We start from the raw sequence: 25,318 nt of genomic DNA, 5'->3' as shown, positions 1-25,318 counted from the left end.
AACATGAAAATAACAAAAAGTCTGTTGCAGGCCGGGGTTCTGGGGATGTCGCTGCTGGCGACCGGTGTGATGGCTGCGGTGTCCGAGTCCGAAGCGGCAAAGCTGGGCACCTCGCTGACGCCGATGGGCGCGGAAAAGGCCGGTAATGCGGCCAACACCATCCCGGCCTGGAGCCCGATGCCGAAAAACGCCGGGGCGGTGGACAGCAAGGGTTTCCTTGCCAACCCCTACGCCAGTGAAAAACCGTTGTTCATCATCACCGCCGCCAATGTCGAGCAGTACAAGGACAAGCTGGCACCGGGCCAATACGCGATGTTCAAGCGTTACCCGGAGAGCTACCGGATTCCGGTCTACCCGACCCATCGCGGTGCCACCGTGCCGGATGACGTGTTCGCCGCGATCAAAAAGAATGCCACCACCACCAAACTGGTCGGTGGCGGCAGTGGTCTGGAAAACTTCGATACGGCCATCCCGTTCCCGATCCCGGCCAGTGGCGTCGAGGTCATCTGGAACCACATCACCCGCTACCGGGGCGGCAGCGTCAAGCGTCTGGTCACCCAGGCCACGCCACAGCCCAATGGCTCCTACAGCCTGGTGTATTTCTCCGATCAGTTCGTGTTTCGCGACAAGATGAGGGATTTCGACCCGAAAAATCCAGGCAACGTGCTGTTCTACTTCAAGCAGGAAGTCACCGCCCCGGCGCGTCTGGCCGGTGGCGTGCTGCTGGTGCATGAAACCCTCGATCAGGTGAAGGAGCCGCGTTCGGCGTGGCTGTACAACGCCGGTCAGCGCCGCGTCCGGCGTGCCCCGCAGGTGTCCTATGACGGGCCGGGTACCGCGTCCGACGGGCTGCGCACCTCCGACAACCTCGACATGTACAACGGCGCGCCGGACCGCTATGACTGGAAACTGATCGGCAAGCAGGAAATGTACATCGCCTCCAACAGCCACAAGCTGGACGATCCGACGCTCAAGTACGCCGACATCATCAAGGCCGGCCATATCAACCAGGACCTGACCCGCTACGAACTGCGCCGCGTCTGGCACGTGACCGCCACCCTCAAGGAAGGGCAGCGCCATATCTATGCCAAGCGTGACTTCTTCATTGATGAAGACACCTGGCAGGCCGCGGTCATCGACCACTATGACGGGCGTGGTCAGCTGTGGCGCGTGGCCGAGGCGCACTCGGAAAACTACTACGACAAGCAAGTGCCGTGGTACGCGGTAGAAACGCTGTACGACCTGCAATCGGGTCGCTACGTGGCGCTGGGCATGAAGAACGAAGAGAAGAAGGCCTACGAGTTCGGCTTCACAGCCGGCACCAGCGACTTCACCCCCAACGCGCTGCGTCAGGATGGGGTTCGTTGATACCTGACCGATACACGCTGTAACTCAGCGCCTGCCTGGTGCGCCTGAAAAGCCCCTTGATCGGGGCTTTTTCAGTTGTGGGAATTGGCCTTATAAGCTGTAGGAATTTTGTTACAGTCTTTTCGGTGATGGCCTTTCAAAAGTAGCGATTTACCCGCTAGTCTCCGAACACCGCGATGCCGAAACAACGATTCCTACACGAGCCGGCCATGACTGATCTGTCCCGAGTGCAAGGGTTTGCAGACGGCGCGATTCCTGCGTTGGAAGGGCGATTTTTCCGTCCACCTCTGCCTGAGGGTTATGTTCCCCGTGCGCGCCTGTGTCAGCGTCTCGATGCAGGGCTTGGCGGCCGACTGCTGCTGATCTGCGCCCCGGCCGGGTTCGGCAAGAGTTCGCTGGCTGTCGAGTTTTGTCAGGGGTTGCCGGACAACTGGCAAAACGTATGGCTGGGTCTGAGCGCGCGGGACAGCGACCCGGGTCGTTTTCTCGAGCGTTTGCTGGCCAGCCTTCAACAGTTCTTCCCGCAACTGGGCGTGCAGGCGATGAGCCTGCTGAAGATGCGCCAACGCCACCAGCCATTTGCCTTCGAGGAGTGGCTCGATAGTCTGCTCGACGAACTGGCCATGCACCTGATACTGAGCAAGCCGCTGTTGCTGGTGCTCGATGACTATCATCTGGCCCAGGGGCCGGTACTCGATCGCTGCCTGCAGTTCCTTCTCAATCATCTGCCGGCCGGGCTGGTAGTCATGGTGACCAGCCGACAGCGCCCGGACTGGCATCTGGCGCGCTTGCGTCTGACGCGGCAACTGCTGGAAATCAACGAACAGGACCTGCGCCTCACGCACGCCGAATCCATGGCAGTGCTGGAGCGGCACAGCGGCTCGCTCGACAGCGAGGCGTTGCAAAGCCTGATTCAGCGCAGCGAAGGCTGGGTCGCCGGGCTGCGCTTCTGGTTGCTGGCGGCGTCCGAAGCCGGTGATGAAAGCGCCTTGTCCCAGGCGCTGCGCGGCAGTGAGGTGCTGATTCGCGAGTACCTGCTGGAAGAAGTGATCGACTGCCTGCCTGCCGATGTTCAGGCGTTTCTCTACGACACCGCCTGCCTGGAACGCTTTTGCGCCGAGCTGTGCGATGCCGCGCGGGATGGTCACGACAGCGCCGGGATGCTGGGTTACCTGCAGGCGCATCAGGTTTTTCTGGTGCCGCTGGACGAGCAGGGCCACTGGTTTCGCTATCACCACCTGTTTTCCGATCTGTTGCGCGCTCGTCAGGCGGCCGGCGCACCACCGACCCGCCTGCACCTCAATGCCTGCCGCTGGTTCAGCGCTCAGGGCCAACTGGACGAAGCGGTCGAGCAGGCGTTGCGCGCCGGGCACCTGGATGTGGCGGCCAATCTGGTGCAGAACCTCTCGGAAGAGCAACTGCTGGCCGAACAGAACGTCGGCATGCTGCTGCGCTGGAAGATGGATTTGCCGGATGACCTGCTGACCAGCACGCCTCGCCTGATCGTGCTCTACGCCTGGGCGCTGGGGCTGGCCTGCCAGCTGGATGCCGCCGAAGAGCTGGCCAATCAGCTGAGCCGGTTTCTGCCGGCGCCCTCGGCAACCGCTCAGAAATCCATGCTCGCCCAATGGCTGGCGCTCAGCGGCATCATCGCCCGCGGCCGCGGAGACAGTGACAAGACTCAGCGCTATTGCACCGAAGCCCTGCTGAGCCTGCCGGAAAAACGCTATGGGCAGCGGCTGGTGTGCCTGTCGACACTGGCCAACCTCGCGGTCGCCAACGGTGATCTGTGGCGCGCCCGCGTGTTGAATCGTGATGCGCTGGAGCTGGCTCAGCGGGTCGCCAATCCGTTGTTCGAGGCGCTGGCGCATTACGACCGCGCCCGAGTCCTGCAGGCCCGGGGCGAAATTCTCCGCGCGCTCGAGGAAGTACGGCAGGGGCAGCAACGCCTCAAAGGCTTGTCCACCGTTCGGCTGTACGCGGTCCGCGCGCGTCTGACGCTGTATGAAGGCTACTTGCTGACCCTGCGCCTGCAGGTAGACGAGGGGCGGGTGTTGTTGCTGGCCGGCCTGGCCGAGGCGCGCGCCTGTCGCGACATCAGCGTGCTGATCGGTCACTGCGTGATCGCTACCATGGAAGGCTGCACCGGCCGGTTTGCTGAAGCCTTCGCCGAACTCGCCGAGGCCGAACGGCTGATGCACATCTGGGACGTGCCGCCGATCTACTACCTGGCGATGATTACCCTGGTCAAATGCGAGCTGTGGCTGTTGCAGGGGCGCATGGACCTTGCCGAAGCGTGGCTGCTGCGCCTGACGCAGACCTACAACGGCGGCCTCGGCGCTGCGGCCCCCGAATGCCATCCACAATTGCCACAACACATCGAGTTGCAGCGTGCCGTACTCGAACGATTGCAGGGTGACGGCGTTGCCTGCGAGCAGCGCTTGCAGGCGCTCGAACGGCGCGCTCAGGAGGTGGGGGCGAAGCTGCTTGGACTGATCGCCATGACCCAGCAGATCGGCCTGCTGCTGAGCCAGGCGCGACGCGACGAGGCGCGGGCATTGTTGCTGCGCAGCCTGCCCGCAGCGTCCGGCGGCGCACTGATACCGTTCAAGGCGCTGCTTGACGAGCACCCCCGGTGGCTGCATGAGCAACTTCTGCAAATGCCACCTTGTCGGGTTCAAGCTGCATTGCTGGAAAAGCTCCCGGCCTGTTGCGCGCCGTCGCCCGAGCCGGCACATGGAGGCGATTGCCTCAGCGTGCGCGAACTGGGTGTGCTGCAACTGATTGCACAGGGCTGTTCCAATCAGGAAATCAGCGAGCAGTTGTTCATCTCTCTGCACACCGTCAAGACCCACGCCAGCCACATCAACAGCAAACTGGGGGTCGAGCGTCGCACTCAAGCGGTGGCGCGGGCCAAGACACTGGGCTTGCTGGGTTGACGGCGATGTTGTTCACCGGGCTTCTCAGGCCGGACTGCCCGCCCACAGCGTATCGACTTCTTCCAGCCCCCAGTCGGTGGGTTTCTCGATTCTGAGGATTCCGTCCGGGTCGGAAGGGCAAGTCAGGTCGATGACTTGTGCGGCGAACGTCTTGCCGGTGCGCGCTGACATGAAAACCTTCACTTTCGGTTTCAGCAGCGATGCCTGACCTTGTTCGACCACCACGCCGAGGCGCCCGCTTTCCAGGCGTACCAGTGTGCCGATCGGGTAAATGCCCACGGTTTTGACGAAGCTTTGAAAGACCACCTCGTCAAAATGTCCCTTCCACGACGCCATCTCGCGAATCGAATGGGCAACGCCCCAGCCCTTTTTGTAGGGACGGTCGGAGGTGATGGCGTCATACACGTCGCAGACCGCGCCCATGCGCGCAAAGATGCTGATCTGGTCGCCTTTCAGGCCGTGCGGGTAGCCCGAGCCGTCGACCTTCTCATGGTGATGCAGGCAAACGTCAATCACCGACGCCGCCACGGGCTGCGTATCCATGAGGATCTTCACGCCCAGCTCGGGGTGGGCCTTCATGATCTCGAATTCGTCGCGGGTCAGGCGGCCCGGTTTGTTGAGCACCGCAGGGGCAATCATCATTTTGCCGACATCGTGCATCAGCCCGGCCACACCCGCCTCACGGACCTGATCGTCAGGCATGCCCATGCGTTTGGCCAGCGCGACCATCAACGCGCAGACCGCCACCGAGTGCATGTAGGTGTACTCGTCGGAGGTCTTCAGGCGTGACAGGCTGATCAGCGCGTGCGGATGGCGCAGGATCGAATTGGAGATTTCTTCCACCAGCAACTGCACATTACCGACGTCCATGGCCCGGCCCATGCGCGCTTCGGTAAACATGGACATGACCGCATCCCTGGCCCGTCCGCAGATCACCCTGGCGCGTAGAACTTCCTTTTCGAGACTGGCCGGCGTTGTATCGTCGCTGGCCGATGGCGCTGTGGATGCGGCTGAGGGCTGGGGTGTCACTACACGGCTTTTACCGGTTTCGATCCAGACTTCCCTGGTGCCCGATTGCTGAATGCGCTTGAGCACTTCAACGTCATCGAGCATGACTTCGACCAGGCCTATCCAGAATGGATCATTGGTCCAGCGGCGGCAGATTTTGTGGATGTACATGCCCAGCGCAAGCTCAGCCACCGGTATTTTCTTCAGCATGCTCAGCCACCTGCGTGCATAGGCATGCCAGGCGGCGGGTAAGCGCGACGAGTATACGATGGGCTGCTGGCGGGTATCAGCAGACTGCCGGCGCTATTGATCGACATGACTTCACCTCGTTGACCGCAAGGATCATCCTGATCTCAAAAAGCCAGTATACGGAGCTGTCATAAAAAATCATGACTATTTATTCCATTCCGGAAATCCGCCAGTCAGCCGGCAAAGCCTTCAGGCCACTGGCGTTTCGCTCGGCAGGTGATGATAGCGACGGCCGAAGTAGACCAATGCATCTACACCGCTCTGATGCCTGATATCCACCACCTCGCAGAACAGAATGTCATGCGTGCCGACGCTGACTGACTGGCTCACCTTGCAGTCGAGCGACAGCCTGGCAGTGTCGAGGATCGGCGCGCCGGTCACTCCGGCCTCCCACTGGCCGCTGGCAAAGCGCTCCTGCTGGGAGCTCTTGCCGCCGAACAGGTTGGACAAATCCTGCTGACCATTGCCCAGCGTATTGACGCACAACCTGCCGTTTTCGATGAAGGCGTCATACACCGATGCACTGCGGTTGATACACACCAGCAGCGTCGGCGGTTGATCCGTCACGCTGCACACGGCGGTCGCGGTAAAGCCGGCGCGTCCGCCAGGGCCATCAGTGGTGATGACGTTGACGGCGGCGGCCAGGCCGGACATCGCATCGCGAAAGGCCAGCTGGCTTACAGCAGCGATGGGCTGAATGGCGGGAGCTGCAGAGGAAGTAGGCATGGGATGAGTCCTTTCAGGGTTGAGTGCTGAGAAAATCGCGCAGGGCGCGATGGAAGGGCAGTGGATCGGTAATGTTCGAGGCATGGCCGCCGTATTCCAGCAGTACCAGCGTTGCATTCGGCAGCGCATTGGCCAGGTACCGGGATTGCTGCCAGGGCACCAGCATGTCGTCGCGGTTGGCAATCAGCAGGGTCGGGGTGTGGATGCGCGCGAGATCGGCCTCCACGTCAAAGGTTTCCAGGGCATGGATACGCCGCAGCAGGTTGTCGGTGTCGGGAAAGTGCGCCAGCGCGTGGGCTTCATCGTCGGCCAGTCGCGGGCCGTTGGCGGCGATCCAGTCTGCCGGGTAGAGGAACAGCGCCTGAGCCTGCACGTAGGCCTCCGGTCCGCTGTTCAACAGCAGTTTTTTGCGCACTGAAAAGCAGCGCGCGCTGTGCGGGTTCGGACTGCTCCAGGCATTGATCAGTACCAGACTTTGCAGCAGTTCCGGGCGCAGCAGGGCCAGTTCCAGACCCACCAGGCCGCCCAGCGCATGGCCCATGAAATGGCAGCGCTGGATATCGAGTGAATCAAGCAGGGCCAGCAATTCGACAGCCATGTGCCGGATCGAATAATCCCCTGGCAGCACTGCAGGGCTGCGCCCGGTTCCGGCATGGTCGTAGACGAGCACGCGGTAGTCGCGGGTCAGCAGTGCCAGGTCATCTGCCCAGTAGCGGCCAGACCCGCCCAGCCCGGAACTGAGCACCAGGGTCGGTGCATCGGCATGCTGGCAGGCATGAAACTCATGGAACATGGGTTTTCTCCGGGTGGGCGTCAACTGCCCACGGTCGCGATTCAGCCGATGTGGGCGATGCTGGCGATTTCGATCAGCGCCTCGGGTTTGACCAGGCCGCACTGGATGCAGTAACGGGCCGGTTTCTCGCCGGCGAAATACTCGGCATACACTTCGTTTACCTTGGCGTAGTCGGCCCAGTCCCGGATCATGATCATGTTGAACGTGACATCGTCCATCGTTCCGCCCGCGGTCTCGACCACACTTTTGATGGCTTCCAGCACGTGACGGGTCTGCGCGGTGGCGTCGCCGACGTGTACCACGTTGTTGTCCTTGTCGAACGGCAGCGTGCCCGAGACATAGAGCACGCCGTCGGCCATGGAGCCCGGTACGAACGGCGCGATGGGTTTGCTGGTGCCGGCAGGGATGATCGCTTTCTTGGTCATGCTGGTGTCCTCACGAAAGTTGCCCGACAGGGCTGAAAGTGGTGCAGAAGTCATCGACGCTGGAAACCCAGCCAAAGAAGGTTTCGATGTTGAACAGCGCGGCTTGCTGAGCGAATTCGGGGCCGGCCTGATGGGTTGCGTCAGCCAGTACCACGCCGAAATATTCCAGGTGAAAACCGTCACGCAGGGTCGATTCGACACAGACATTGGTGGCGATGCCGGTGAACACCAGGTTGCGAATGCCGCGGCTGCGCAGCACGCTGTCGAAGCTGGAATTGAAGAAACCGCTGTAGCGGATTTTCGGCACCACGATATCGCCAGGCTGTGGCGTCAGCTCGTCGACCAGCTGGTAGTCCCAACCACCCTTGGCCAGCAGCTGCCCTTCGAGTTCAGGGCGCTTGCGCATGGTTTTCAGGGCATTGGACTTGTGCCAATTCGGTGAACCGGGGCCACCGGCCTCGACGTAAGCCGGGTCCCAGCCATTCTGGAAAAAAATCACCGGAATGCCCGCCGCACGCGCTGCGGCACAGGCCTTGTTGATATTGGCGATGACCGGCCCGGTGCTGCTCACATCGAACCCGGCGAGGTCCAGATACCCGCCGAGCGACGCGTAGGCGTTCTGCATGTCGACCACCACCAGCGCGGTTTCGCCGGGTTTCATGCGCAGCGGCTCGGGACGGGCGGGCAGCTCGCGAGCGGGCTGCACATCCGGCAGGTCAACGCCTGCGACGGTTGTCGGGGTTGCCATCAGACCACCTCCTTGAGTTGCGCGATGTGCTTGCGGCTGGTCATCAATGGCTGGATCTTCTCGCCGAAATCTTCGACGCCTTTGACGAAATCATCGAACGTCAGCATCACGCCTTGAGTCCCCGGCACACTGGCGACCTCGTCGAGCATTCTTGCCACTGTGGCCCACGACCCCACCAGCGTGCCCATGTTGATGTTGACTGCTGAGGTCGGGTCGGCCATCTGCCGCAGGTTGGAGCCTGCGCTTTTATCTGCCGAGCCTTTTTCGCTCAGCCAGGCGATGGCTTCTTCATCGGCACCGTCCTTGATGTGCTCCCAGCGAGCGCGTGCAGCTTCGTCGGTGTCGTCGGCGATGATCATGAACAGCACGCAGGAAGTGACGTTGCGGCCGGTCTTTTCGTTGGCTTCGAGCAGTTTCTGTGCGGTTGGCGCAAAGGCTGTGGGGGTGTTGACGCCTTTGCCGAAGCAGAAGTTGTAGTCGGCGTATTGCGCCGAGAACGCCATGCCCGCTTCACTTTGACCGGCGCAGATCAGCTTCATGTCGGCCTGTGGGCGAGGGCTGACGCGGCAGTCCTGCATGCTGAAATGTTCGCCCTTGAAGTCGCTGCTGCCGGTGGCCCACAGGTCGCGCAGAACCTGAGCGTACTCGGCCAGGTATTCGTAGCGGGTGTGGAAGAACTCGTCGCCCGGCCACAGCCCCATCTGCTCGTATTCCGGCTTCTGCCAGCCGGTGACGAGGTTGATCCCGAAGCGGCCATTGGAGATCGAATCGATGGTCGAGGCCATGCGCGCGGCAATGGCGGGCGGGATGGTCAGGGTGGCAACGGTGGCGAACAGCTGGATCCGGCTGGTGACTGCGGCCAGGCCGGCCATCAGCGTGAACGACTCCAGGTTGTGTTCCCAGAACTGCGTCTTGCCGCCGAAGCCACGCAGTTTGATCATCGACAGCGCAAAGTCGAAGCCGTAGCCCTCGGCCTTCTGCACGATCTGTTTGTTCAGCTCGAAGGTCGGCATGTACTGCGGAGCATTGCTGGAAATCAGCCAGCCGTTATTGCCGATGGGGATGAAGATACCAATGTCCATATGAGGCCTCTCTGCGTGGGTCGATACGTGCCAAAGCGCGACTGGCGGCACTTGAATCGTCTTTCAATCGTCTCTCGATCACCTTTTGCATTAAGCGGGCCAGAAAATTTTGTTGTTTTTATTCAAAGGCTTGAAAGTTTTCATGGTTTATTTCAGACCATTTGGTCTGAATCAGAGCACTTGGTTTGTGCAGGGCGCACGCAGATGGGGCAGGGCGGACGGCGCAGGCTATCCGTATCGACAAAACAGCTGCGCCCGTTAAGATGCCCGCTCATTTCGGCATCACTGGATGGATGTGCGTGAACAAGAAACCTCCCCTGGCTGACCCGGCGAACAAACGCGTACGCAAGGCCAAGCCAGAGACCGTGGTCAAGACGACCCGCGAACCCAGTGCGACGTCCCTGAAGCGGCGCATGCGCCTGATGGAAGGCAAGCGCACGCTGATTCTCGATGCGGCGCTGGAGATATTCTCTCGCTATGGCGTGCACGGCAGCAGCCTGGATCAGGTCGCGAGCCTGGCGGACGTCTCCAAGACCAACCTGCTGTATTACTTCAGCAGCAAGGACGACCTGTACCTGAATGTGCTGCGTCAGTTGCTCGAGGTATGGCTGAGCCCGCTGTTGCACTTCACCGCCGACAAGGACCCGGTGCAGGCGATCAGCGCCTACATCAAGGCCAAGCTGGAGATGTCCCGCGATCACCCGGCCGAATCACGGCTGTTCTGCATGGAAGTGATGCAGGGCGCACCGCTGATTCAGGGCGAGTTGCAGCACCCGTTGCGTGACACGGTGCAGGCCAAGGTGGCGGTGATTCAGCACTGGATCGACAGCGGCCAGTTGGCCCCCATCAACCCGCACCACCTGATTTTCACCCTGTGGGCGACCACCCAGCATTACGCCGACTTCCGCACTCAGGTCGAGGCCGTGACCGGCAAGACCCTGGATGATCCGGCGTTTTTCGAAGAGGTGCTGGCGAGCCTGCGCAGCATGGTTCTGGACGGGATCCTGCCGCGCAAGGCGTGACCGGGCTTCGCCTGACCTGACCCGCGCACCCCGCTCGCGCAGTGCGCGGGCGTCCTGCACAAACCAAGTGCTCCGATTCAGACCATTTGATCTGTTTTATTCGGCTCGATGGCGTCAGGTCGTTGTTCCATAGCGCTTTTCCTGTAATGGCATGGATGCTGCTAATGCCTGCCTGTGCGGTCCTCATGGCCATTACCCTCAGGAAAACGTCTATGTACAAGAAACTGTTGCCCGGGACATTGTGTGCGGCCGTAGCGTTGGGAGCGGTCAGCCTTGCTCAGGCTGAAGGATTGACCCTCGAAGGGAAGCCGAAAATCGCCATGGTGTATATCAGCCCGCGCAATGATGGCGGCTGGACTCAGGCCTTCGACGAAGCGCGCGTGAAGCTGGAAAAGGATCTGGACACAAAAATCCAGTACGTCGAGAGCGTGCCCGAGAACGCTGCAGCCATTACGCCGGTGGTCGACCGACTCATCGCACGCGGTGCCAACATCATCGTCGGCACTGCATTCGGTTACTCCGACACCTTTCTTGCACTGGCCAGGAAATACCCGAAAGTCGCGTTCCTGAATGGCTCGGGTACTACCAATGCGCCCAACCTCGAATCGTTTTACGGGCGTACCTACGAAAGCCAGTACCTGTGCGGCATGGCCGCAGGTGCGGCCTCGAAGACCGGCAAGCTGGGGTTTGTCGCCGCCAACCCGTTCGGCCAGGTCAACTGGACCATCAACGCCTACGAGCTGGGCGCCCGGCAGATCAATCCGAAGGCCACCGTCAACGTGGTCTATACCGGTGCATGGAACGACCCGGTCAAGGAACGCGCAGCGACCATGGCGCTGATCGACAACGGTGCCGATGTGGTCGGTCAGCACGTCGACAGCCCGACACCGCAGATCGTCGCACAGGAGCGCGGCATTCACGGCACCGGCCACCATCGCGACCTGAGCGAGTTCGCCCCCAAGGCGACGGTCTGCTCGTCGCTGTGGGTCTGGGATCGCTTCCTCGGGCCGGAGCTGAAGAAAATCATTGCCGGCAACTGGACGCCGCCCGCCAACGGCGCGCTGCTCTCGATGCAGCAGGGCGGCACCGATATCAAGCTGACTGCCGACACGATCATTTCCGATGCGGACCGCAAGAAGATCGAGGCCGAGCGCGCCGAGCTGCTGGCCGGCCGGAAAATCATCTACAGCGGCCCGCTGGCCGATCGTGATGGCAAGGAGCGAGTGGCGGCCGGTCAGCAGTTGTCTGACCCGGACCTGTGGAAAATGGACTGGTTCGTCGAAGGCGTGAAGACTCAGCAATGAGTCAGGTCAATGCGCTGCAACTCACCGGCATCAGCAAGTCGTTCGATGGCTTCAAGGCGCTGATCGATGCCGACTTCACCGCCTGTTGGGGTGAAGTGCATGCCCTGCTGGGCGAGAACGGTGCAGGCAAGTCCTCGCTGATGAATATCGCCGCCGGGCTGTACGCACCGGAAACCGGCACTCTGCTGCTGGACGATAACCCGGTTCAGCTTCAGGGGCCGAGGGACGCCAGCCGTTACCGGATCGGCATGGTCCACCAGCACTTCAAGCTGGTGAAGCCGTTCACAGTGGCGCAGAACATTCTCCTGGCACTGCCCGAGCAACCCGGCGAAGGCAGTTATCGCAAGCGTCTGCGTGCGCTGGAACAGGAGATCGTCGGCAAGGCCGAGGCGCTGGGGTTTGCGATTGACCCGGCGCGCACCGTCGACAGCCTGTCGGTCGCCGAGCAGCAGCGCGTCGAGATTCTCAAGGTGCTGCTGGCCGGCGCGCGGATTCTGATCCTCGACGAGCCCACGGCAGTGCTGACCGACCAGGAAGCCGAGCGTCTGCTGCTGACTGTTCAGGCATTCGCCCGGCAAGGCGCGGCGGTGGTTCTGGTCACTCACAAGATGGCTGACGTCAAACGCTATGCCGACCGGGTAACCGTGATGCGTGGCGGGCGCACCGTGCAGACCCTGGACCCGCAGAAGGTGAGTGTCGAGCAACTGGTGCAGCTCACGGTAGGTGAATCGGTGCCGGTTGCCGAGCATCAACCAGCGACACCCGGCGAGGTGCGTTTGCAGGTCAAGGACTTGCGCAGCGTCGGCAGCAGCGCGCTCAACGGCGTCAACCTGAGCCTGCACGCCGGGCAGATTTACGGCATCGCAGGCGTGGGTGGCAACGGTCAGGCCGAGCTGGCCAACGCCCTGATGGGGCTGCCGCAAGCCACTGAGGGTGAAATCCACATGGCCGGGTTTGGCGATTTGCGCGGCGCGTCGGCCGACCAGCGTCGGCAGTTGCGCATTGCCTCGATCCCGGCCGACCGCTACGGCGCAGCGCTGGCCGGGTCGTTGTCGGTGGCCGAGAACTTTGCCATCGGCAATATTCACAGCGGGCAATACGGCTCTTTCTGGCGCCTCGGCTACAAGCGTCTGAAACAGGATGCGCAGCGCGCCGTAGCGGACTTCGACGTACAGGGCGTGCGCTCTCTCGATCAGAAAGCTGCGCTGTTGTCGGGAGGCAATGCCCAGAAGCTGGTGATCGCCCGCGAATTCAGCCGCGATCCGCAATTGGTGCTGGTGCACAGCCCGAGTCGGGGCCTGGATGTGCGTGCCACCCAGGCGGTGCATGCCCGTTTGCGGGCGGCCCGGGACGCGGGTGCTGCGGTGCTGGTGATCAGCGAGGATCTGGACGAAGTATTGGCCCTGGCTGACCGTGTCGGCGTGATGAACGGCGGGCGCATCGTCGCCGAGTTCGCGCACCCTGCTGACCGGCAAGCCATCGGCAAAGCGATGGTGAGCCATGACTGAATCAGTACAACCGATGAAATCCGCACGGCAACCCTTGTTGGCGCGGCGCTACACCCTGGAGCTTCGTCAGCAGACCGGCTGGCTGTTGCAGGCGCTGATCATTGCCCTGGCGCTGCTGATCGGGCTGGCGATCTGCACTGTGATGCTGATTCTTGCCGGCGTGCCTGCCGACGAGCTGCTCAACGAGTTCGTCGTGCAGACAGTGTTCGATGCACAAAACTTCAAGGCAGTGTTGTTTCAGGCATCGCCGATGATCATGGTCGGGCTCGCCGGGTGCATGGCGTTTCGGGCGCGTTTCTGGAACCTGGGTCTGGAAGGCCAGATGATCTGGGGCGCGATTGGCGCCACGGCGATCTCGCTGTTTCAGGTGGGCCCGGAGGCGTTGCGTCTGCCGCTGATGATGGCGGCAGCCGTTATCTGCGGATTGTTGTGGAGCCTGGGGCCGGTGCTGCTGAAGCTCAAGTGGCAGGTCAACGAGATCATCTCGACGCTGATGCTCAATTACATCGCCGCCAATTTCCTCCTGCACCTGGTGTACGGCAGTTGGAAGGACCCGCGCGACAACTTTCCCTATTCTCCCGCGTTTCAGAGCTTCGAGCGGCTGCCCGACCTGTTTGCCGGGTATAACGCGGCGATCCCTCTGGCGCTGCTGGTCACCGGTCTGACCCTGTGGTTCGTCGGTGTTTCGCGGGCCGGGTTGTACCTGCGCTTCGTCGATGCCAACCCGAAAGTCGCCGGGGCGGTGGGCGTGCCGGTGCGCAAGATGATCATCGGCACCGTGCTGCTATCGGGCGCGCTGGCGGGGCTTGCAGGTTTTGTCGTGACCTCGGGACAGGAAGGGCGCCTTACTCAGTCGTTCTATCAGGGCTATGGGTTTTCCGGGATTCTGATCGCCTTTCTGGCCCGCAACAATCCAGTGGCCGCAACCGTGGTCGCGCTGCTGATCGCCATGCTGTTCGTGGCCGGACGCAACCTGCAGGTGTTCTATCAGATTCCGTTTTCGATGGTGCAACTGATCCAGGCGATTCTGGTGATCTGCGTCGCGTCGTCGGACTTTTTCATCCGCCATCGCCTGCGGCGCATCCAGGCAGGAGAACGTTGATGGAGCTTATTTCCCACTGGCTGGGCAGCGCACCGGATTTTGCCGTGCCGTTCGCCCTGGCAGCGCTGGGCCTGATCCTCATCGAGCGCAGCGGTGTACTGGCGCTGGGCGTCGAAGGGCTGATGCTGGTCGGCGCACTGGCGGGCATCGGCATGCAGTTGAGCCTCGCCTCGCCTGGCCTTTCGCTGCTGGCGTCGATGGCGGCGGCAGGTCTGGTGTCGTTGCTGTTTGCGCTGATGGTGCTGGTGCTGCGGATCAATCAGGTGATCGCCGGGCTGGCGCTGGTGTTCTTTTGTCAGGGCTTGACCGGGCTGCTGGGCACTCTGCTGGGCTGGACCAACCGCCCGGTCAGCGGCTTGCAGGCGGTCGAGCTGTGGCCGTTGTCCGAGCTGCCTGTGGTGGGCCGGGTCTTTGTGCAGAACCCGCTGGTGTACCTGACCGTGGTGATTTTCATCGCGGTGGTCTGGCTGCTCGATCGCACGCGCACCGGGCTGCGTCTGCGCGCGGTAGGCGAGAACCCGCAGGCCGCCGATGCCGCAGGCATTTCCGTGCTCGGTTACCGCCTGGCGGCGATTGTCGCCGGTTCCGCGTTGATGGGGCTGGCCGGCGGTTTCATCGCTGTGCTCAGCACCAAGATGTGGATCGCCGACATGACCGGCGGGCGCGGCTGGATCGCGGTTTCGCTGGTGATCTTTGCGCGCTGGTCGCCTTGGCGTGCGCTGGCCGGCGCCTTGCTGTTCGGCGGCATCGAGGCGCTGATTCCGCAATTGGCGGCAACCGGCGTGCGCCTGCCTCAGTATTTCGTTTTGATGACGCCCTATGCGGTAACCCTGTTGGTCATGGTCTGGGTGGCGAGCGGCAAGCGGCAATCGAGCAGCCAGCCCGGTGCGCTGGGCGAACCCTACATTCGCGAGGAGCGCCGCTGAGCGCAGAAGCCCGTAATACGGGCGGTTCAGCACGGGTTAAGGAATTTTTGATAGCGTGTATGCTCTAATCCGGTTACCAGCGTTCGTCAAAACCAGGAGCTCCTGAATGTTTACCTCGCGTCGTTTGATCATTGTCGCCACCGCCGTAGCCATGCTTTCCGGCTGTGCAACATCCAATCCCTATGACAATCAAGGCCAGGCGCAAAGCTCCGGTGGTATGAGCAAGACGGCCAAGTACGGCGGACTCGGCGCATTGGCCGGTGCGGTAGCCGGCGCTGCCATCGATCACAATAACCGTGGCAAGGGTGCCCTGATCGGCGCTGCAGTGGCGGGTGCCGCATCGGCAGGTTATGGCTACTACGCAGACAAGCAGGAAGCTGCGCTGCGCGAGAGCATGGCCAACACCGGTGTCGAGGTGCAACGTCAGGGTGACCAGATCAAACTGATCATGCCGGGTAACATCACGTTCGCGACGGACTCTTCGGCCATTGCCAGCAGCTTCTATTCGCCGCTCAACAACCTGGCCAGCTCGCTCAAGCAGTTCAACCAGAACAACATTGAGATCGTCGGTTACACCGACAGCACCGGCAGCCGCCAGCACAACATGGACCTGTCGCAACAGCGCGCCCAGAGCGTCGCGACGTACCTGACCTCGCAAGGCGTCGATCAAGCGCACCTGTCAGTGCGCGGTGCAGGTCCTGATCAACCGATTGCCAGCAACGCCGATGTCAACGGCCGCGCCCAGAACCGCCGCGTCGAGGTCAACCTCAAGCCGATTCCGGGTCAGCAGTACTGATCGATGCCGCTCCGCTCGCAGACGGGTTAAATGCGGGCAAAGTGGGAGCGAGCTTGCTCGCGAAGGCGATGGCCTCTTCGCGAGCAAGCTCGCTCCCATGAGTCAATATCAATGCCGCGCTGGATACTGCTCATGCAGGCTGTCCAGAAGCCGGTCTTTCTCTTCCCAGAGCGTATTGATCCACTGCTGGAATTCCAGGCGGTATTCGCCGTCCTGGTCGTAATTCTTGCCGAGAAACTGCTGCGGGATTTTGATCTCTTCGAAGTGCGCAACCACTTCCCTCACATTACCGCACAGCAGATCCCAGTAACCGGGTTGTCCGCCAGGGTAGTGGATGGTCACGTTGATGATCGATTCCAGCTGTTCGCCCATTGCATCGAGCACGAAGGCAATGCCGCCAGCCTTGGGTTTGAGCAGGTGGCGGAACGGCGAATTCTGTTGCGCGTGTTTGCCGGCGGTGAAGCGCGTGCCTTCGGCGAAGTTGAAAATCCCCACCGGGTTATGGCGAAACTTGGCGCAGGTGCGGCGCGTGGTTTCCAGGTCCTTGCCTTTCTTTTCCGGGTGTTTGGCAAGGTACGCCTTCGAGTAGCGCTTCATGAATGGAAAGCCCAGCGCCCACCACGCCAGACCGATCACCGGAACCCAGATTAACTCCTGCTTGAGGAAAAACTTCAAGGGGCGAATACGTCGGTTGAGCACGTACTGCAGGACCATGATGTCGACCCAGCTCTGGTGATTGCTGGTAACCAGATACGAGTGCTGGTAATCCAGCCCTTCCAGACCGCTCAGGTGCCAGCGGGTGTGGCACAGCAGTCTGATCCAGGCATTGTTGTTGCCGATCCAGGTTTCATGGATGTGGCTCATCAGCCAGTCGGTGAAACGCTGTGCCGCAGAGAAGGGCAGGCAGATCTTGAGGATCGTGACCGCGAACAGCACCGTGCAGCAGACGATGGTGTTCAGCGCCAGCAGCAGCGAGGCAATGACGCCGCGTAACGGGGCAGGCAGGAAATCCATGAGGAAGATGGCTCCGCAAGTTATCGGAAGCCGCAGACTGCTCTGCGGCACTCGGGTCAGGTATCAGGACAGCGTGTCGGCCTGTATGGCTGTCAGCGCGATGGTGTAGACAATGTCGTCGACCTGCGCGCCGCGCGGCAGATCGTTCACCGGCTTGCGCAGGCCTTGCAGCATCGGGCCGAGGCTTACACAGTCGGCACTGCGTTGCACCGCCTTGTACGTGGTATTGCCGGTGTTCAGGTCCGGGAACACGAACACGTTGGCGCGTCCTGCGACCGCGCTGTCCGGAGCCAGCTGCCGGGCGACCTGTTCGTTGGCGGCCGCATCATACTGCAGCGGCCCGTCGATCAATAGATCGCGGCGGGTTTCGCGTGCCAGCTGCGTCGCTTCGCGGACCTTCTCGACTTCTTCGCCGCTGGCCGAGTTGCCGCTGGAATAGCTGATCATCGCCACACGGGGAGAGATGCCGAACGCAGTGGCCGAATCGGCGCTCTGCAAGGCAATCTCGGACAGCTCGCTGGCACTCGGATGCGGGTTCATGATGCAGTCGCCATACATCAGCACCTGCTCGGGAAAGAGCATGAAGAACACGGAAGACACCAGCGTGCAGCCTGGCGCGGTCTTGATCAGTTGCAGGGCCGGGCGGATGGTGTTGGCGGTGGAGTGAATGACGCCGGACACCAGCCCGTCGACCTCGTCCAGCGCCAGCATCACCGTACCGATGACCACCGGGTCTTCGAGCTGTTGCTCGGCCATGGGCGCGTTCAGGCTTTTGCTTTTGCGCAGTTCTACCATCGGTGCAACGTAGCGTTCGCGAATCAGGTCCGGGTCAAGAATTTCCAGCCCCTGCGGCAGCTCGATGCCGTGCGCCTGCGCAACGGCGTGCACTTCCTCGGGCCTGGCCAGCAACACGCAACGCGCGATACCGCGTGCCTGGCAGATGGCGGCAGCCTGAATGGTCAGCGGCTCGTTGCCTTCAGGCAGCACGATGCGCTTGTTGGCCGCCTGCGCGCGCTGGATCAACTGATAGCGAAACACCGCGGGCGACAGGCGCAGCTCACGCGGTGTGCCGCAGCGCTGGTGCAGCCAGTTGGCGTCCAGATGACTGGCAACGAAATCGGTGATGTTTTCCGCGCGCTCGCGGTCATCGATGGGGATTTCCTTGTTCAACTGATTCAGGCGATTTGCCGTGTCATACGAGCCGCTGCTGACCGACAGCACCGGCAGCCCCGCCTGCAGTGCGCCGCGGCACAGCTCCATGATGCGTGGGTCGGGCACGGTATCGCTGGTCAGCAGGAGGCCGGCCAGCGGCACGCCGTTTATGGCTGCAAGGCTCACCGCCAGGATGATGTCGTCGCGGTCGCCCGGCGTCACCACCAGCACCCCTGGCTTGAGCAGCGGAACCGTGTTGAGCACGGTCCGCGCACAAATGATGATTCTGGTCATGCGGCGCTGATCATAGTCGCCTGCGTTCAGCACCTGCGCGCCGAGCAGCTCGGCCACATCGCGGGTACGCGGTGCGTTGAGTTCGGCGCGATATGGAATGCAGCCCAGCAGGCGAAAGTCGCCACTGCGCAGCAACGGCGAGTGTTCTTTCAGGCGCGAGGCGAAGACTTCCATGCTCTCTTCGGTGCGCACCTTGTTGAGTATCACGCCCAGCACCTTGGGATCCTTGGGGCCGCCAAACAGCTGGGCCTGCAATTCGACCCTGCCCGACAGATCGGCGAGCACTTCGTTTTCCGGGGCAGAGACCAGAATGACTTCGGCGTCCAGGCTCTTGGCCAAATGCAGATTGACCCGCGCGGCGTAGCTCGCGCTGCGGGTCGGGACCATGCCTTCGACGACCAGCACGTCCTTGCCGACCGCTGCCTGCTGATAAAGATTGATGATCTCTTCGAGCAGTTCATCCAGTTGACCATCACCGAGCATGCGCTCGACATGCGCCAGTCCTAGAGGCTTGGGCGGCTTGAGGCCGTGGGTGCGAGCCATCAGCTCGGTCGAGCGCTCGGGGCCCAGATCGCCGGGGTGTGGCTGGGCGATCGGTTTGAAAAAGCCTACTTTCAAGCCGGCGCGCTCCAGCGTGCGCACCAGTCCCAGGCTGATGGAGGTCAACCCCACGCCAAAGTCAGTGGGGGCGATAAAAAAAGTCTGCATACTGGCTTCTCGATTGAGCAGTGCAAGGGGTCGCAGCACATAGGGAACCGCCGCCGACCGAAAAAGTCCGGAAACCGTCTAACGCGATTTCTCTGCGGCAAGACTATCGTTATCTGTGGCATTCGCACACCAGCCGCAACAAAAGGCCTGACCTCTCATCTGACTGCGTTGCAGCGGGTCCAGCACCCAGGGGCGTGACTGCCACGGAGGGTCATGACGCAGGTGCTGGGTATGGCCGCACGACAGCAGCGCAAACCAGTGACCGTGCTCGTCCTGTCTCAAATCGATAACGATTGAACCTTTCAAAGCGGGCCGTCCGTCAGAGTTGCGTTCGCTTTCGGGCGATTGCTTGGTTAAACTTGCCCGTTCTTCAATCTTAAGCAAAAGGTCTTGTCCCCATGCCGATCGCCGCCAATAAGGCTGTCTCCATTGACTATACCCTGACCAACGACGCTGGTGAGGTCATCGACAGTTCTACCGGTGCTGCGCCGCTGGTTTACCTGCACGGTGCAGGCAACATCATCCCGGGCCTGGAAAAGGCACTGGAAGGCAAGGAAGTAGGCGACCAGCTGAACGTTGCCGTCGAGCCCGAAGACGCCTACGGTGAGTACTCGGCCGAACTGGTCAGCACCCTGAGCAGCAGCATGTTCGAAGGCGTCGACAAGCTCGAAGTCGGCATGCAGTTTCACGCTTCCGGTCCGGATGGCGGCATGCAGATCGTGACCATCCGTGATCTGGAAGGCGACGATGTCACCGTTGACGGCAACCATCCGCTCGCGGGTCAGCGCCTGAACTTCGACGTGAAGGTTGTGGCCATCCGTGATGCCAGTGAAGAAGAAATGGCTCACGGTCATGTTCATGGTGAAGGCGGTCATCAACACTGATTTGTGCTGCTAAGCTCAGGCACTGAAAAGGCGCCCTGGCTGTTCTGCGATGACGACTTTCGTTACGCGTGCGGTCACGGTGCCTTTTTTCGGGTTGTAGCCTGGGGCGACTTGTTTCAAAAGGGGTTCTCATGAGTGCTTTTCACGACATCAAATTGAAAGCGCTGGGTGGCCAGGAATTGCCGCTGGCGAATTTCAGGAACAAAGTGGTTCTGGTGGTCAACGTCGCGTCCAAATGCGGGCTGACACCGCAGTACGCAGCACTTGAAAACCTCTATCAGCAGTACAAGGACAAGGGCCTTGAGATACTGGGTCTGCCGTGCAACCAGTTTGCCGGGCAGGAACCAGGTACCGAGCAAGAGATCGCCGAGTTTTGCCAACTCAACTATGGCGTGACCTTTACGCTGGGTGAAAAACTCGACGTCAACGGCCCCAACCGTCACTCGCTTTACCGTTTGCTGGCGGGCGAGGGTGCCGAGTTCCCCGGGGATATCACCTGGAACTTCGAAAAGTTTCTGGTCGGCAAGAACGGTGGTGTAAGCGCACGTTTTTCTCCGCGTACCACTCCGGATGATCCTGCCGTTATCCAGGCCATTGAAAAGGCCCTGGCGCAAAACTGATCGTATAGCCGGGGTAGCATTTCGCGTTCGCCCGGCTTTCTTGCGCGCTCGTCGCTTCTGAACTCAAATCAGTCAGATCAATAGTACTGGGCCAGCGCTGACGCCCGGCGATATTCTGCGCGTCTGATGGCAATCGACCATTTCACAGGAGTTGCGCATGTCGGCAGAAGCCTTGTTCACGCCTTTCCGTCTGGGCAGTCTGGAGCTGTCGTCGCGTGTGGTCATGGCCCCCATGACCCGCTCGTTCTCGCCAGGGCACGTGCCCAACTCGAAGGTCGTTGAGTACTACCGGCGGCGCGCTGCGGCAGGCGTCGGGCTGATTATCACCGAAGGTACTACGGTCAATCACAAGGCCTCCAACGGCTATCCGAACGTCCCGCAGTTTTTCGGTGAAGCGCCACTGGCCGGTTGGCGCAAGGTGGTCGAGGCAGTACATGCGGAGGGCGGCAGCATCGTCCCGCAACTCTGGCACGTCGGCGCAGTTCGTCGTCCTGGCACCGAGCCGGACGGCAGCGTGCCTGCCTACGGGCCGATGGAGAAGGTCAAGGACGGTCAGGTGCTGGTGCATGGCATGAGCAAGCAGGACATCGACGAGGTCGTTGCGGCCTTTGCCCAGGCTGCCGCCGATGCCAGGGCGATTGGCATGGACGGTGTCGAAATTCATGGGGCTCACGGTTACCTGGTCGATCAGTTCTTTTGGGAGGGCAGCAATCAGCGCAGTGACGAGTACGGCGGCAGCCTCGCCAACCGCTCACGTTTTGCCCTCGAACTGATCAAGGCCGTGCGCGCCGCAGTGGGCCCGGACTACCCGATCATTTTCCGTTTCTCACAATGGAAACAGCAGGATTACACCGCGCGCCTGGTGCAAACGCCCGAGGCGCTGGGCGAGTTCCTGCAGCCTCTGGCCGACGCTGGCGTGGATATCTTTCATTGCTCTACCCGGCGTTTCTGGGAGCCTGAGTTCGATGGCTCCGACCTGAACCTGGCGGGCTGGACGCGCAAGCTGACCGGCAAACCGACCATCACAGTCGGCAGCGTCGGACTGGACGGTGAGTTCCTGCAATTCATGGTCAACACCGACAAGGTCGCTCAACCGGCCAGCCTGGAAAATCTGCTGAAGCGGCTGGGCAACGACGAGTTCGATCTGGTGGCGGTGGGGCGCGCACTACTGGTCGATCCGGATTGGGCACTGAAAGTGCGCGAGGGCCGCGAGCAGGACATCCTGCCTTTCAGTCGAGACGCACTGGCGACACTGGCCTGATCTTCTTGCTGGCGACCGGCCTGATCTCTTTGACGCTCGCAGCGTTCTGGCTCGGGCAGGCCTCGCGCAATTGACGTTCGAACTGATCGATGACCGCTGTCCAGCCCTGGCGGCTGGCATGTTGCCGGGCATTGAGGCGCACGCGGCGCAGTGTCTCATTGTCTTCCAGCAACCAGCGCGCCGAGTCGATGAACGCCGCCTCATCCCCCGGCATGGCCAACGCACCGTTGTGGCCGTGGCGGATATGCTGCCCGGCTGCGGCTTCATCGTAGGCGACCACGCCCAGGCCTGAGGCGAGTGCTTCGAGAACCACATTGCCGAAGGTTTCGGTGAGGCTGGGGAACAGAAACATATCGGCCGAGGCATAGTGCGTCGCCAGCACCTCGCCGCGCTGGGTGCCGCAGAAAATCGCATCCGGAATTTGCTGCTCCAGCTGCGGGCGTTGAGGTCCGTCGCCAACCACCACCAGTTTCAGATTACGTTGCGGGTAACTGTCCTTGAGCGCCTCGAAGCAGGCTTTGAGCAGGCTCAGGTTTTTTTCGGGGGCAAGGCGGCCAACATGCAGGACCGCGACATCATCGGCTTGCAGACCCCAGCTCTCGCGCAGAGGCTGCGAGCGTCTGGACGGGCTGAACAGTTGACTGTCGACGCCTCGCGACAACAGCTCGATCCTCTCAAAGCCACGCCGCTCCAGCTCGACCTTCTGACTGATGCTCGGCACCAGCGTCATGCGCGACCGGTTGTGGAACCAGCGCAGGTAGTGCGTCAGCAAACGGGTGATGAAACCCATGCCGTACTGCTGCGTGTACTGCGGGAAGTTGGTATGGAAGCCACTGATCACCGCAATCCCCAAACGCCGCGCTGCGCGCAGTGCCGAGAGCCCCAGCGGACCTTCCGTGGCGATGTACAGCACATCCGGCCGACGCCGTTGCCAGCGCCGCAGCAGCTTGTGCATCGAAGACTGACCCCACTGCAACCCCGGGTAACCCGGTATCGGCCAGCCCCGGCAGAGCAGCAGATCCTCTGCAGTGCCCGCGCCGATCTCGTCGTTCTGACGTGGCCGGACCAGCTCGACCCGATGCCCACGCAACCGCAACCCTTCACACAGCCGCCCCAGGGTATTGGCGACGCCGTTGATCTCGGGAGTAAAGGTTTCAGTGATCAGGGTGACATTAAGAATTTGGCTCATGAGAGCAGTGTCGACTGATTACATTTCGGTTATGTGGCGGTTATGTGATGGATTGGTGATAGGGCGTCGGTAAGGTGAGCAAGTTGGCGTGAGACTGCGCGGAATAGTTAATAGGTAAACGCATAGGCTGTACAACCCAACGGGGTGACATTAGGAAATGGCACAGTATTGTCGGTATGGGTCATTTGAAAGTCACTCGCGCACGTTCCATTGCCGCTGGCATAGGCACGAAGTCTTTATCCTCCACAATGGATCTGCGTTGTTCGATAGTCATGCTATCCATGAAGCGATTTGAGCGGGGGATTGCCGAGCTGCCGAGTGTTGCGGGTAATGCGACTGGAGGTTTTTTCTCCGTCTGTGTGATGGCAGCGTTCAACAGGCTTGCAAACTGACCTGAGCGGTTTTCCGGTAGTCTTTCGAGGGATGCCGGTCGGTAGGAGGAGAGTTGTTCTGCGGCAGATTCTGTTTTTATTTCCATAGCGATTACTCCTGTTTTTTTCAATCAGGAGAGCAAGGATAATGCCATATTTAATGTATTGGTTGTTCCTACGCCGTTGCAGTCTTGTATTAGAGGTCGGGAAGATATGTCCTACACAATATTCCTGCGTGTAATGTTTTTTCATATCTCGGCAAGCAGTGTCTGGTTGCGGCAAGTCGTTGCCGTTACACGGAATGGAGTTCTATAAGCTACTTGTAAGAATGCTGATATATCGCTGTAAGCAGTTTCCCTTTTAATGCTGAAGTGCCGAACAGATAACTCGTTATCTGTTCGGCACGCTCTCAGGCGGAGTCGTCACTCAGCCGGTCAAGCAGGGCACTCAGCCCAGATCACGAACCAGTTGGCCGATCACTTCGCCTACTTTGGCCAGATCCGGTGCCGCCAGACGATGTTCATCGGCATACGAATACGCCACGGTGAACAGGCCGGCGGTGCGGGTGGAATAAGCAGGGGCGTCTTTTTCGAAAACACGGTTCGCGGCTTCGGCAGTCAGCGACGTGGAGCTGATGACGATGCGTTCTTCGGGGTCGTTCACGCCGTTGATGTACACGTTGTCCGGGTTGATCGACCATTCGGCCAGTTCACTGACCAGAAAGGCGCGGATCTTTTCCTGAACGGTTGCGTTGTCAGCGGCCAGTGCAGCAGGATTTACTTGAGCATTCATGATTTAACTTCCTTGTTAAGTTCATGTGTCGCCTGGTTTCATGGAAGGTGGCTTCACATGAACGGATTGATTGAGGCCCCATTTAGCCCCAGCTGGCAGGGTGAGTTGCGGTGCATATTTATATGCGTGTGATTTTTTTCTTCGCGTGTGCCGAACCGCATGGCACGGTCCGGCAGGTTGGTATTCAGCCGCGTGCGTGGGTCACCGGCAACGCATCCGCGCCACGCTCGCGCACCCAGAACAGCGTTGCCCCGGCCACTGCAGCAGGCATCATCAGCAGGTTGACCACCGGGATCAGCAAGGCAACGTAGACGATGCCGCCGAAGCTCAGGCTCTGCCAGCGTTTGCTCTTCAGCCAGCCGAGCATTTCGTTCCAGCCCAGTTTGTGGTTGTCAGCAGGGTAGTCGATGTACTGGATCGCCATCATCCACACCCCGAACAATAGCCACAGCGGGGCGGCGATGATGTTGGCGACCGGGATGAACGACAGGATGAACAGGCCGAGCATGCGCGGCAGCATGTAGCCCAGCTTGCGCGCTTCGCGGGCCAGGGTGCGGGGCACCATGGCGACCAGTTCGGCCCAGCTGAAATCGGGCGATTCGTCTACACCGCGAACCACGGCTTCGACCTTTTCGGACAGAAACCCGTTGAACGGTGCGGCGATGATGTTGGCGACCACGGTGAAGGTGAAAAACACCATCAGCAGCACCAGCGCCACGAACAGTGGCCATAGGATATAGCTGAGAAAGCTCAGCCAGTGGGGCAGGGTCGGCATGAAGGTGTCGACCCACAGCTCGAACTGATGCACCGCCAGATAGATCAGGCCGCAGAACAACACCACATTGATGCTCAGTGGCAGTAGAACGAACAAGCGCAAGCCAGGGCTGAGGACCAGTTTCAGGCCCTCTCTCAGGTATTGCGGGCCGGTAAGGGCGGGAGCGGGCATGGGAGTCTCCGAGTGCTTGAAAGGCGTGACCTTACCGGCTTTGTGATGGCCATGAAAGAGCAGAGCGCCGACGGTTTTTGAGCATGCCAGA

24 protein-coding genes are annotated in these 25,318 nt (G+C 61.0%); 11 read left to right on the top strand and 13 right to left on the bottom strand.

Annotated features, from left to right (window positions below; genetic code table 11):
• Positions 1-3: 3 nt before the first annotated feature.
• Together LIX91_RS09905 and LIX91_RS09900 are read left to right on the top strand one after the other, a co-directional pair.
• Positions 4-1,368, top strand: a complete 1,365-nt coding sequence (locus tag LIX91_RS09905) for a DUF1329 domain-containing protein (RefSeq protein WP_226488420.1) — start codon at positions 4-6, stop codon at positions 1,366-1,368.
• Between the two features lie 209 nt (positions 1,369-1,577).
• Complete coding sequence (locus LIX91_RS09900; RefSeq protein WP_226488419.1) at positions 1,578-4,307, top strand: LuxR C-terminal-related transcriptional regulator; 2,730 nt, start codon at positions 1,578-1,580, stop codon at positions 4,305-4,307.
• Between the two features lie 24 nt (positions 4,308-4,331).
• On the opposite strand, the gene LIX91_RS09895 is transcribed toward LIX91_RS09900, so the two are convergent.
• The 6 genes from LIX91_RS09895 to rutA all read right to left on the bottom strand — a co-directional run bounded on the left by LIX91_RS09895 (position 4,332) and on the right by rutA (position 9,338).
• Positions 4,332-5,525 (bottom strand): HD-GYP domain-containing protein, encoded by a 1,194-nt coding sequence (locus LIX91_RS09895; RefSeq protein WP_226488418.1) that lies wholly within the window; start codon positions 5,523-5,525, stop codon positions 4,332-4,334.
• 228 nt (positions 5,526-5,753) lie between these two features.
• Positions 5,754-6,290: an NADH-dependent FMN reductase RutF gene (rutF, locus tag LIX91_RS09890; RefSeq protein ID WP_226488417.1), complete on the bottom strand. Its 537-nt coding sequence runs from the start codon at positions 6,288-6,290 to the stop codon at positions 5,754-5,756.
• A gap of 13 nt (positions 6,291-6,303) precedes the next feature.
• Positions 6,304-7,083 carry a pyrimidine utilization protein D gene (gene rutD / locus LIX91_RS09885; RefSeq protein ID WP_226488416.1) on the bottom strand — a complete coding sequence of 260 codons (780 nt, stop codon included), beginning with the start codon at positions 7,081-7,083 and terminating at the stop codon, positions 6,304-6,306.
• A 41-nt stretch (positions 7,084-7,124) separates the two neighbouring features.
• Positions 7,125-7,508, bottom strand: coding sequence for a pyrimidine utilization protein C (rutC, locus tag LIX91_RS09880; protein ID WP_003317005.1), 384 nt, complete (start codon positions 7,506-7,508; stop codon positions 7,125-7,127).
• A 10-nt stretch (positions 7,509-7,518) separates the two neighbouring features.
• The gene (gene rutB, locus LIX91_RS09875; protein WP_024959488.1) at positions 7,519-8,256 is read right to left on the bottom strand and encodes a pyrimidine utilization protein B; all 738 of its coding nucleotides are present in this window, start codon (positions 8,254-8,256) and stop codon (positions 7,519-7,521) included.
• Positions 8,256-9,338, bottom strand: coding sequence for a pyrimidine utilization protein A (gene rutA, locus LIX91_RS09870; protein ID WP_003408718.1), 1,083 nt, complete (start codon positions 9,336-9,338; stop codon positions 8,256-8,258). Before rutA ends, rutB begins: the two co-directional genes overlap by 1 nt.
• A 293-nt stretch (positions 9,339-9,631) precedes the next feature.
• Between rutA and rutR the strand changes: the two genes are divergently transcribed.
• The 6 genes from rutR (at position 9,632) to LIX91_RS09840 (ending at position 15,996) form a co-directional block, all read left to right on the top strand.
• Positions 9,632-10,360 carry a pyrimidine utilization regulatory protein R gene (gene rutR / locus LIX91_RS09865; RefSeq protein WP_032702618.1) on the top strand — a complete coding sequence of 243 codons (729 nt, stop codon included), beginning with the start codon at positions 9,632-9,634 and terminating at the stop codon, positions 10,358-10,360.
• Positions 10,361-10,572: 212 nt separating this feature from the next.
• A complete protein-coding gene (locus LIX91_RS09860) occupies positions 10,573-11,664 on the top strand; it encodes a BMP family ABC transporter substrate-binding protein (RefSeq protein WP_024650087.1) in 1,092 nt (363 codons plus the stop codon).
• Positions 11,661-13,172 (top strand): ABC transporter ATP-binding protein, encoded by a 1,512-nt coding sequence (locus tag LIX91_RS09855; protein WP_003415100.1) that lies wholly within the window; start codon positions 11,661-11,663, stop codon positions 13,170-13,172. The genes LIX91_RS09860 and LIX91_RS09855 overlap by 4 nt, the downstream gene beginning before the upstream one ends.
• A complete protein-coding gene (locus LIX91_RS09850) occupies positions 13,165-14,274 on the top strand; it encodes an ABC transporter permease (protein ID WP_100072289.1) in 1,110 nt (369 codons plus the stop codon). The genes LIX91_RS09855 and LIX91_RS09850 overlap by 8 nt, the downstream gene beginning before the upstream one ends.
• Positions 14,274-15,200: an ABC transporter permease gene (locus tag LIX91_RS09845; protein ID WP_226488415.1), complete on the top strand. Its 927-nt coding sequence runs from the start codon at positions 14,274-14,276 to the stop codon at positions 15,198-15,200. Before LIX91_RS09850 ends, LIX91_RS09845 begins: the two co-directional genes overlap by 1 nt.
• Positions 15,201-15,306: 106 nt before the next feature.
• Positions 15,307-15,996, top strand: coding sequence for an OmpA family protein (locus LIX91_RS09840; protein ID WP_024652673.1), 690 nt, complete (start codon positions 15,307-15,309; stop codon positions 15,994-15,996).
• 108 nt (positions 15,997-16,104) lie between these two features.
• Here the strand turns inward: LIX91_RS09840 and LIX91_RS09835 are convergent, their stop codons facing one another.
• From LIX91_RS09835 to LIX91_RS09825, 3 genes are all read right to left on the bottom strand, one after another.
• Complete coding sequence (locus LIX91_RS09835; protein WP_003415104.1) at positions 16,105-17,010, bottom strand: acyltransferase; 906 nt, start codon at positions 17,008-17,010, stop codon at positions 16,105-16,107.
• Positions 17,011-17,073: 63 nt separating this feature from the next.
• Positions 17,074-19,164 carry a phosphate acetyltransferase gene (pta, locus tag LIX91_RS09830; RefSeq protein ID WP_003408730.1) on the bottom strand — a complete coding sequence of 697 codons (2,091 nt, stop codon included), beginning with the start codon at positions 19,162-19,164 and terminating at the stop codon, positions 17,074-17,076.
• Between the two features lie 78 nt (positions 19,165-19,242).
• Complete coding sequence (locus tag LIX91_RS09825; protein WP_003346184.1) at positions 19,243-19,548, bottom strand: DUF3565 domain-containing protein; 306 nt, start codon at positions 19,546-19,548, stop codon at positions 19,243-19,245.
• 14 nt (positions 19,549-19,562) lie between these two features.
• Here LIX91_RS09825 and LIX91_RS09820 point away from each other — a divergent pair, with 14 nt between their 5' ends.
• The 3 genes from LIX91_RS09820 (at position 19,563) to LIX91_RS09810 (ending at position 21,929) form a co-directional block, all read left to right on the top strand.
• Positions 19,563-20,048 (top strand): peptidylprolyl isomerase, encoded by a 486-nt coding sequence (locus LIX91_RS09820; RefSeq protein WP_003346185.1) that lies wholly within the window; start codon positions 19,563-19,565, stop codon positions 20,046-20,048.
• 131 nt (positions 20,049-20,179) lie between these two features.
• On the top strand, positions 20,180-20,668 hold the full coding sequence (locus LIX91_RS09815) for a glutathione peroxidase (RefSeq protein ID WP_003415109.1): 489 nt from the start codon (positions 20,180-20,182) through the stop codon (positions 20,666-20,668).
• A gap of 157 nt (positions 20,669-20,825) precedes the next feature.
• Complete coding sequence (locus tag LIX91_RS09810) at positions 20,826-21,929, top strand: NADH:flavin oxidoreductase (RefSeq protein WP_046271594.1); 1,104 nt, start codon at positions 20,826-20,828, stop codon at positions 21,927-21,929.
• On the opposite strand, the gene LIX91_RS09805 is transcribed toward LIX91_RS09810, so the two are convergent.
• The 4 genes from LIX91_RS09805 to cysZ all read right to left on the bottom strand — a co-directional run bounded on the left by LIX91_RS09805 (position 21,898) and on the right by cysZ (position 25,227).
• The gene (locus LIX91_RS09805; RefSeq protein ID WP_003415113.1) at positions 21,898-23,118 is read right to left on the bottom strand and encodes a glycosyltransferase family 4 protein; all 1,221 of its coding nucleotides are present in this window, start codon (positions 23,116-23,118) and stop codon (positions 21,898-21,900) included. The genes LIX91_RS09810 and LIX91_RS09805 overlap by 32 nt on opposite strands.
• A gap of 181 nt (positions 23,119-23,299) precedes the next feature.
• Entirely contained in the window at positions 23,300-23,596 is a 297-nt protein-coding gene (locus tag LIX91_RS09800; RefSeq protein WP_181017064.1) for a hypothetical protein, read from the bottom strand.
• 340 nt (positions 23,597-23,936) lie between these two features.
• On the bottom strand, positions 23,937-24,281 hold the full coding sequence (locus LIX91_RS09795; RefSeq protein WP_003408740.1) for a hypothetical protein: 345 nt from the start codon (positions 24,279-24,281) through the stop codon (positions 23,937-23,939).
• 184 nt (positions 24,282-24,465) lie between these two features.
• A complete protein-coding gene (cysZ, locus tag LIX91_RS09790) occupies positions 24,466-25,227 on the bottom strand; it encodes a sulfate transporter CysZ (RefSeq protein ID WP_003408742.1) in 762 nt (253 codons plus the stop codon).
• Between the last annotated feature and the right edge of the window lie 91 nt (positions 25,228-25,318).

Origin of the sequence: Pseudomonas sp. B20 (assembly GCF_020515755.1) — a bacterium.
GTDB lineage: Bacteria > Pseudomonadota > Gammaproteobacteria > Pseudomonadales > Pseudomonadaceae > Aquipseudomonas > Aquipseudomonas syringae.
This window is presented reverse-complemented; position numbering and strand designations above follow the sequence as displayed.

What these genes read in the sequence shown, in the direction of transcription:
- LIX91_RS09905 (WP_226488420.1), top strand. Translation starts at nt 4, where the DNA reads ATGAAAATAACAAAAAGTCTGTTGCAGGCCGGGGTTCTGGGGATGTCG.
- LIX91_RS09900 (WP_226488419.1), top strand. Translation starts at nt 1,578, where the DNA reads ATGACTGATCTGTCCCGAGTGCAAGGGTTTGCAGACGGCGCGATTCCT.
- LIX91_RS09895 (WP_226488418.1), bottom strand. Translation starts at nt 5,525, where the DNA reads ATGCTGAAGAAAATACCGGTGGCTGAGCTTGCGCTGGGCATGTACATC.
- rutF (WP_226488417.1), bottom strand. Translation starts at nt 6,290, where the DNA reads ATGCCTACTTCCTCTGCAGCTCCCGCCATTCAGCCCATCGCTGCTGTA.
- rutD (WP_226488416.1), bottom strand. Translation starts at nt 7,083, where the DNA reads ATGTTCCATGAGTTTCATGCCTGCCAGCATGCCGATGCACCGACCCTG.
- rutC (WP_003317005.1), bottom strand. Translation starts at nt 7,508, where the DNA reads ATGACCAAGAAAGCGATCATCCCTGCCGGCACCAGCAAACCCATCGCG.
- rutB (WP_024959488.1), bottom strand. Translation starts at nt 8,256, where the DNA reads ATGGCAACCCCGACAACCGTCGCAGGCGTTGACCTGCCGGATGTGCAG.
- rutA (WP_003408718.1), bottom strand. Translation starts at nt 9,338, where the DNA reads ATGGACATTGGTATCTTCATCCCCATCGGCAATAACGGCTGGCTGATT.
- rutR (WP_032702618.1), top strand. Translation starts at nt 9,632, where the DNA reads ATGTGCGTGAACAAGAAACCTCCCCTGGCTGACCCGGCGAACAAACGC.
- LIX91_RS09860 (WP_024650087.1), top strand. Translation starts at nt 10,573, where the DNA reads ATGTACAAGAAACTGTTGCCCGGGACATTGTGTGCGGCCGTAGCGTTG.
- LIX91_RS09855 (WP_003415100.1), top strand. Translation starts at nt 11,661, where the DNA reads ATGAGTCAGGTCAATGCGCTGCAACTCACCGGCATCAGCAAGTCGTTC.
- LIX91_RS09850 (WP_100072289.1), top strand. Translation starts at nt 13,165, where the DNA reads ATGACTGAATCAGTACAACCGATGAAATCCGCACGGCAACCCTTGTTG.
- LIX91_RS09845 (WP_226488415.1), top strand. Translation starts at nt 14,274, where the DNA reads ATGGAGCTTATTTCCCACTGGCTGGGCAGCGCACCGGATTTTGCCGTG.
- LIX91_RS09840 (WP_024652673.1), top strand. Translation starts at nt 15,307, where the DNA reads ATGTTTACCTCGCGTCGTTTGATCATTGTCGCCACCGCCGTAGCCATG.
- LIX91_RS09835 (WP_003415104.1), bottom strand. Translation starts at nt 17,010, where the DNA reads ATGGATTTCCTGCCTGCCCCGTTACGCGGCGTCATTGCCTCGCTGCTG.
- pta (WP_003408730.1), bottom strand. Translation starts at nt 19,164, where the DNA reads ATGCAGACTTTTTTTATCGCCCCCACTGACTTTGGCGTGGGGTTGACC.
- LIX91_RS09820 (WP_003346185.1), top strand. Translation starts at nt 19,563, where the DNA reads ATGCCGATCGCCGCCAATAAGGCTGTCTCCATTGACTATACCCTGACC.
- LIX91_RS09815 (WP_003415109.1), top strand. Translation starts at nt 20,180, where the DNA reads ATGAGTGCTTTTCACGACATCAAATTGAAAGCGCTGGGTGGCCAGGAA.
- LIX91_RS09810 (WP_046271594.1), top strand. Translation starts at nt 20,826, where the DNA reads ATGTCGGCAGAAGCCTTGTTCACGCCTTTCCGTCTGGGCAGTCTGGAG.
- LIX91_RS09805 (WP_003415113.1), bottom strand. Translation starts at nt 23,118, where the DNA reads ATGAGCCAAATTCTTAATGTCACCCTGATCACTGAAACCTTTACTCCC.
- LIX91_RS09800 (WP_181017064.1), bottom strand. Translation starts at nt 23,596, where the DNA reads ATGGAAATAAAAACAGAATCTGCCGCAGAACAACTCTCCTCCTACCGA.
- LIX91_RS09795 (WP_003408740.1), bottom strand. Translation starts at nt 24,281, where the DNA reads ATGAATGCTCAAGTAAATCCTGCTGCACTGGCCGCTGACAACGCAACC.
- cysZ (WP_003408742.1), bottom strand. Translation starts at nt 25,227, where the DNA reads ATGCCCGCTCCCGCCCTTACCGGCCCGCAATACCTGAGAGAGGGCCTG.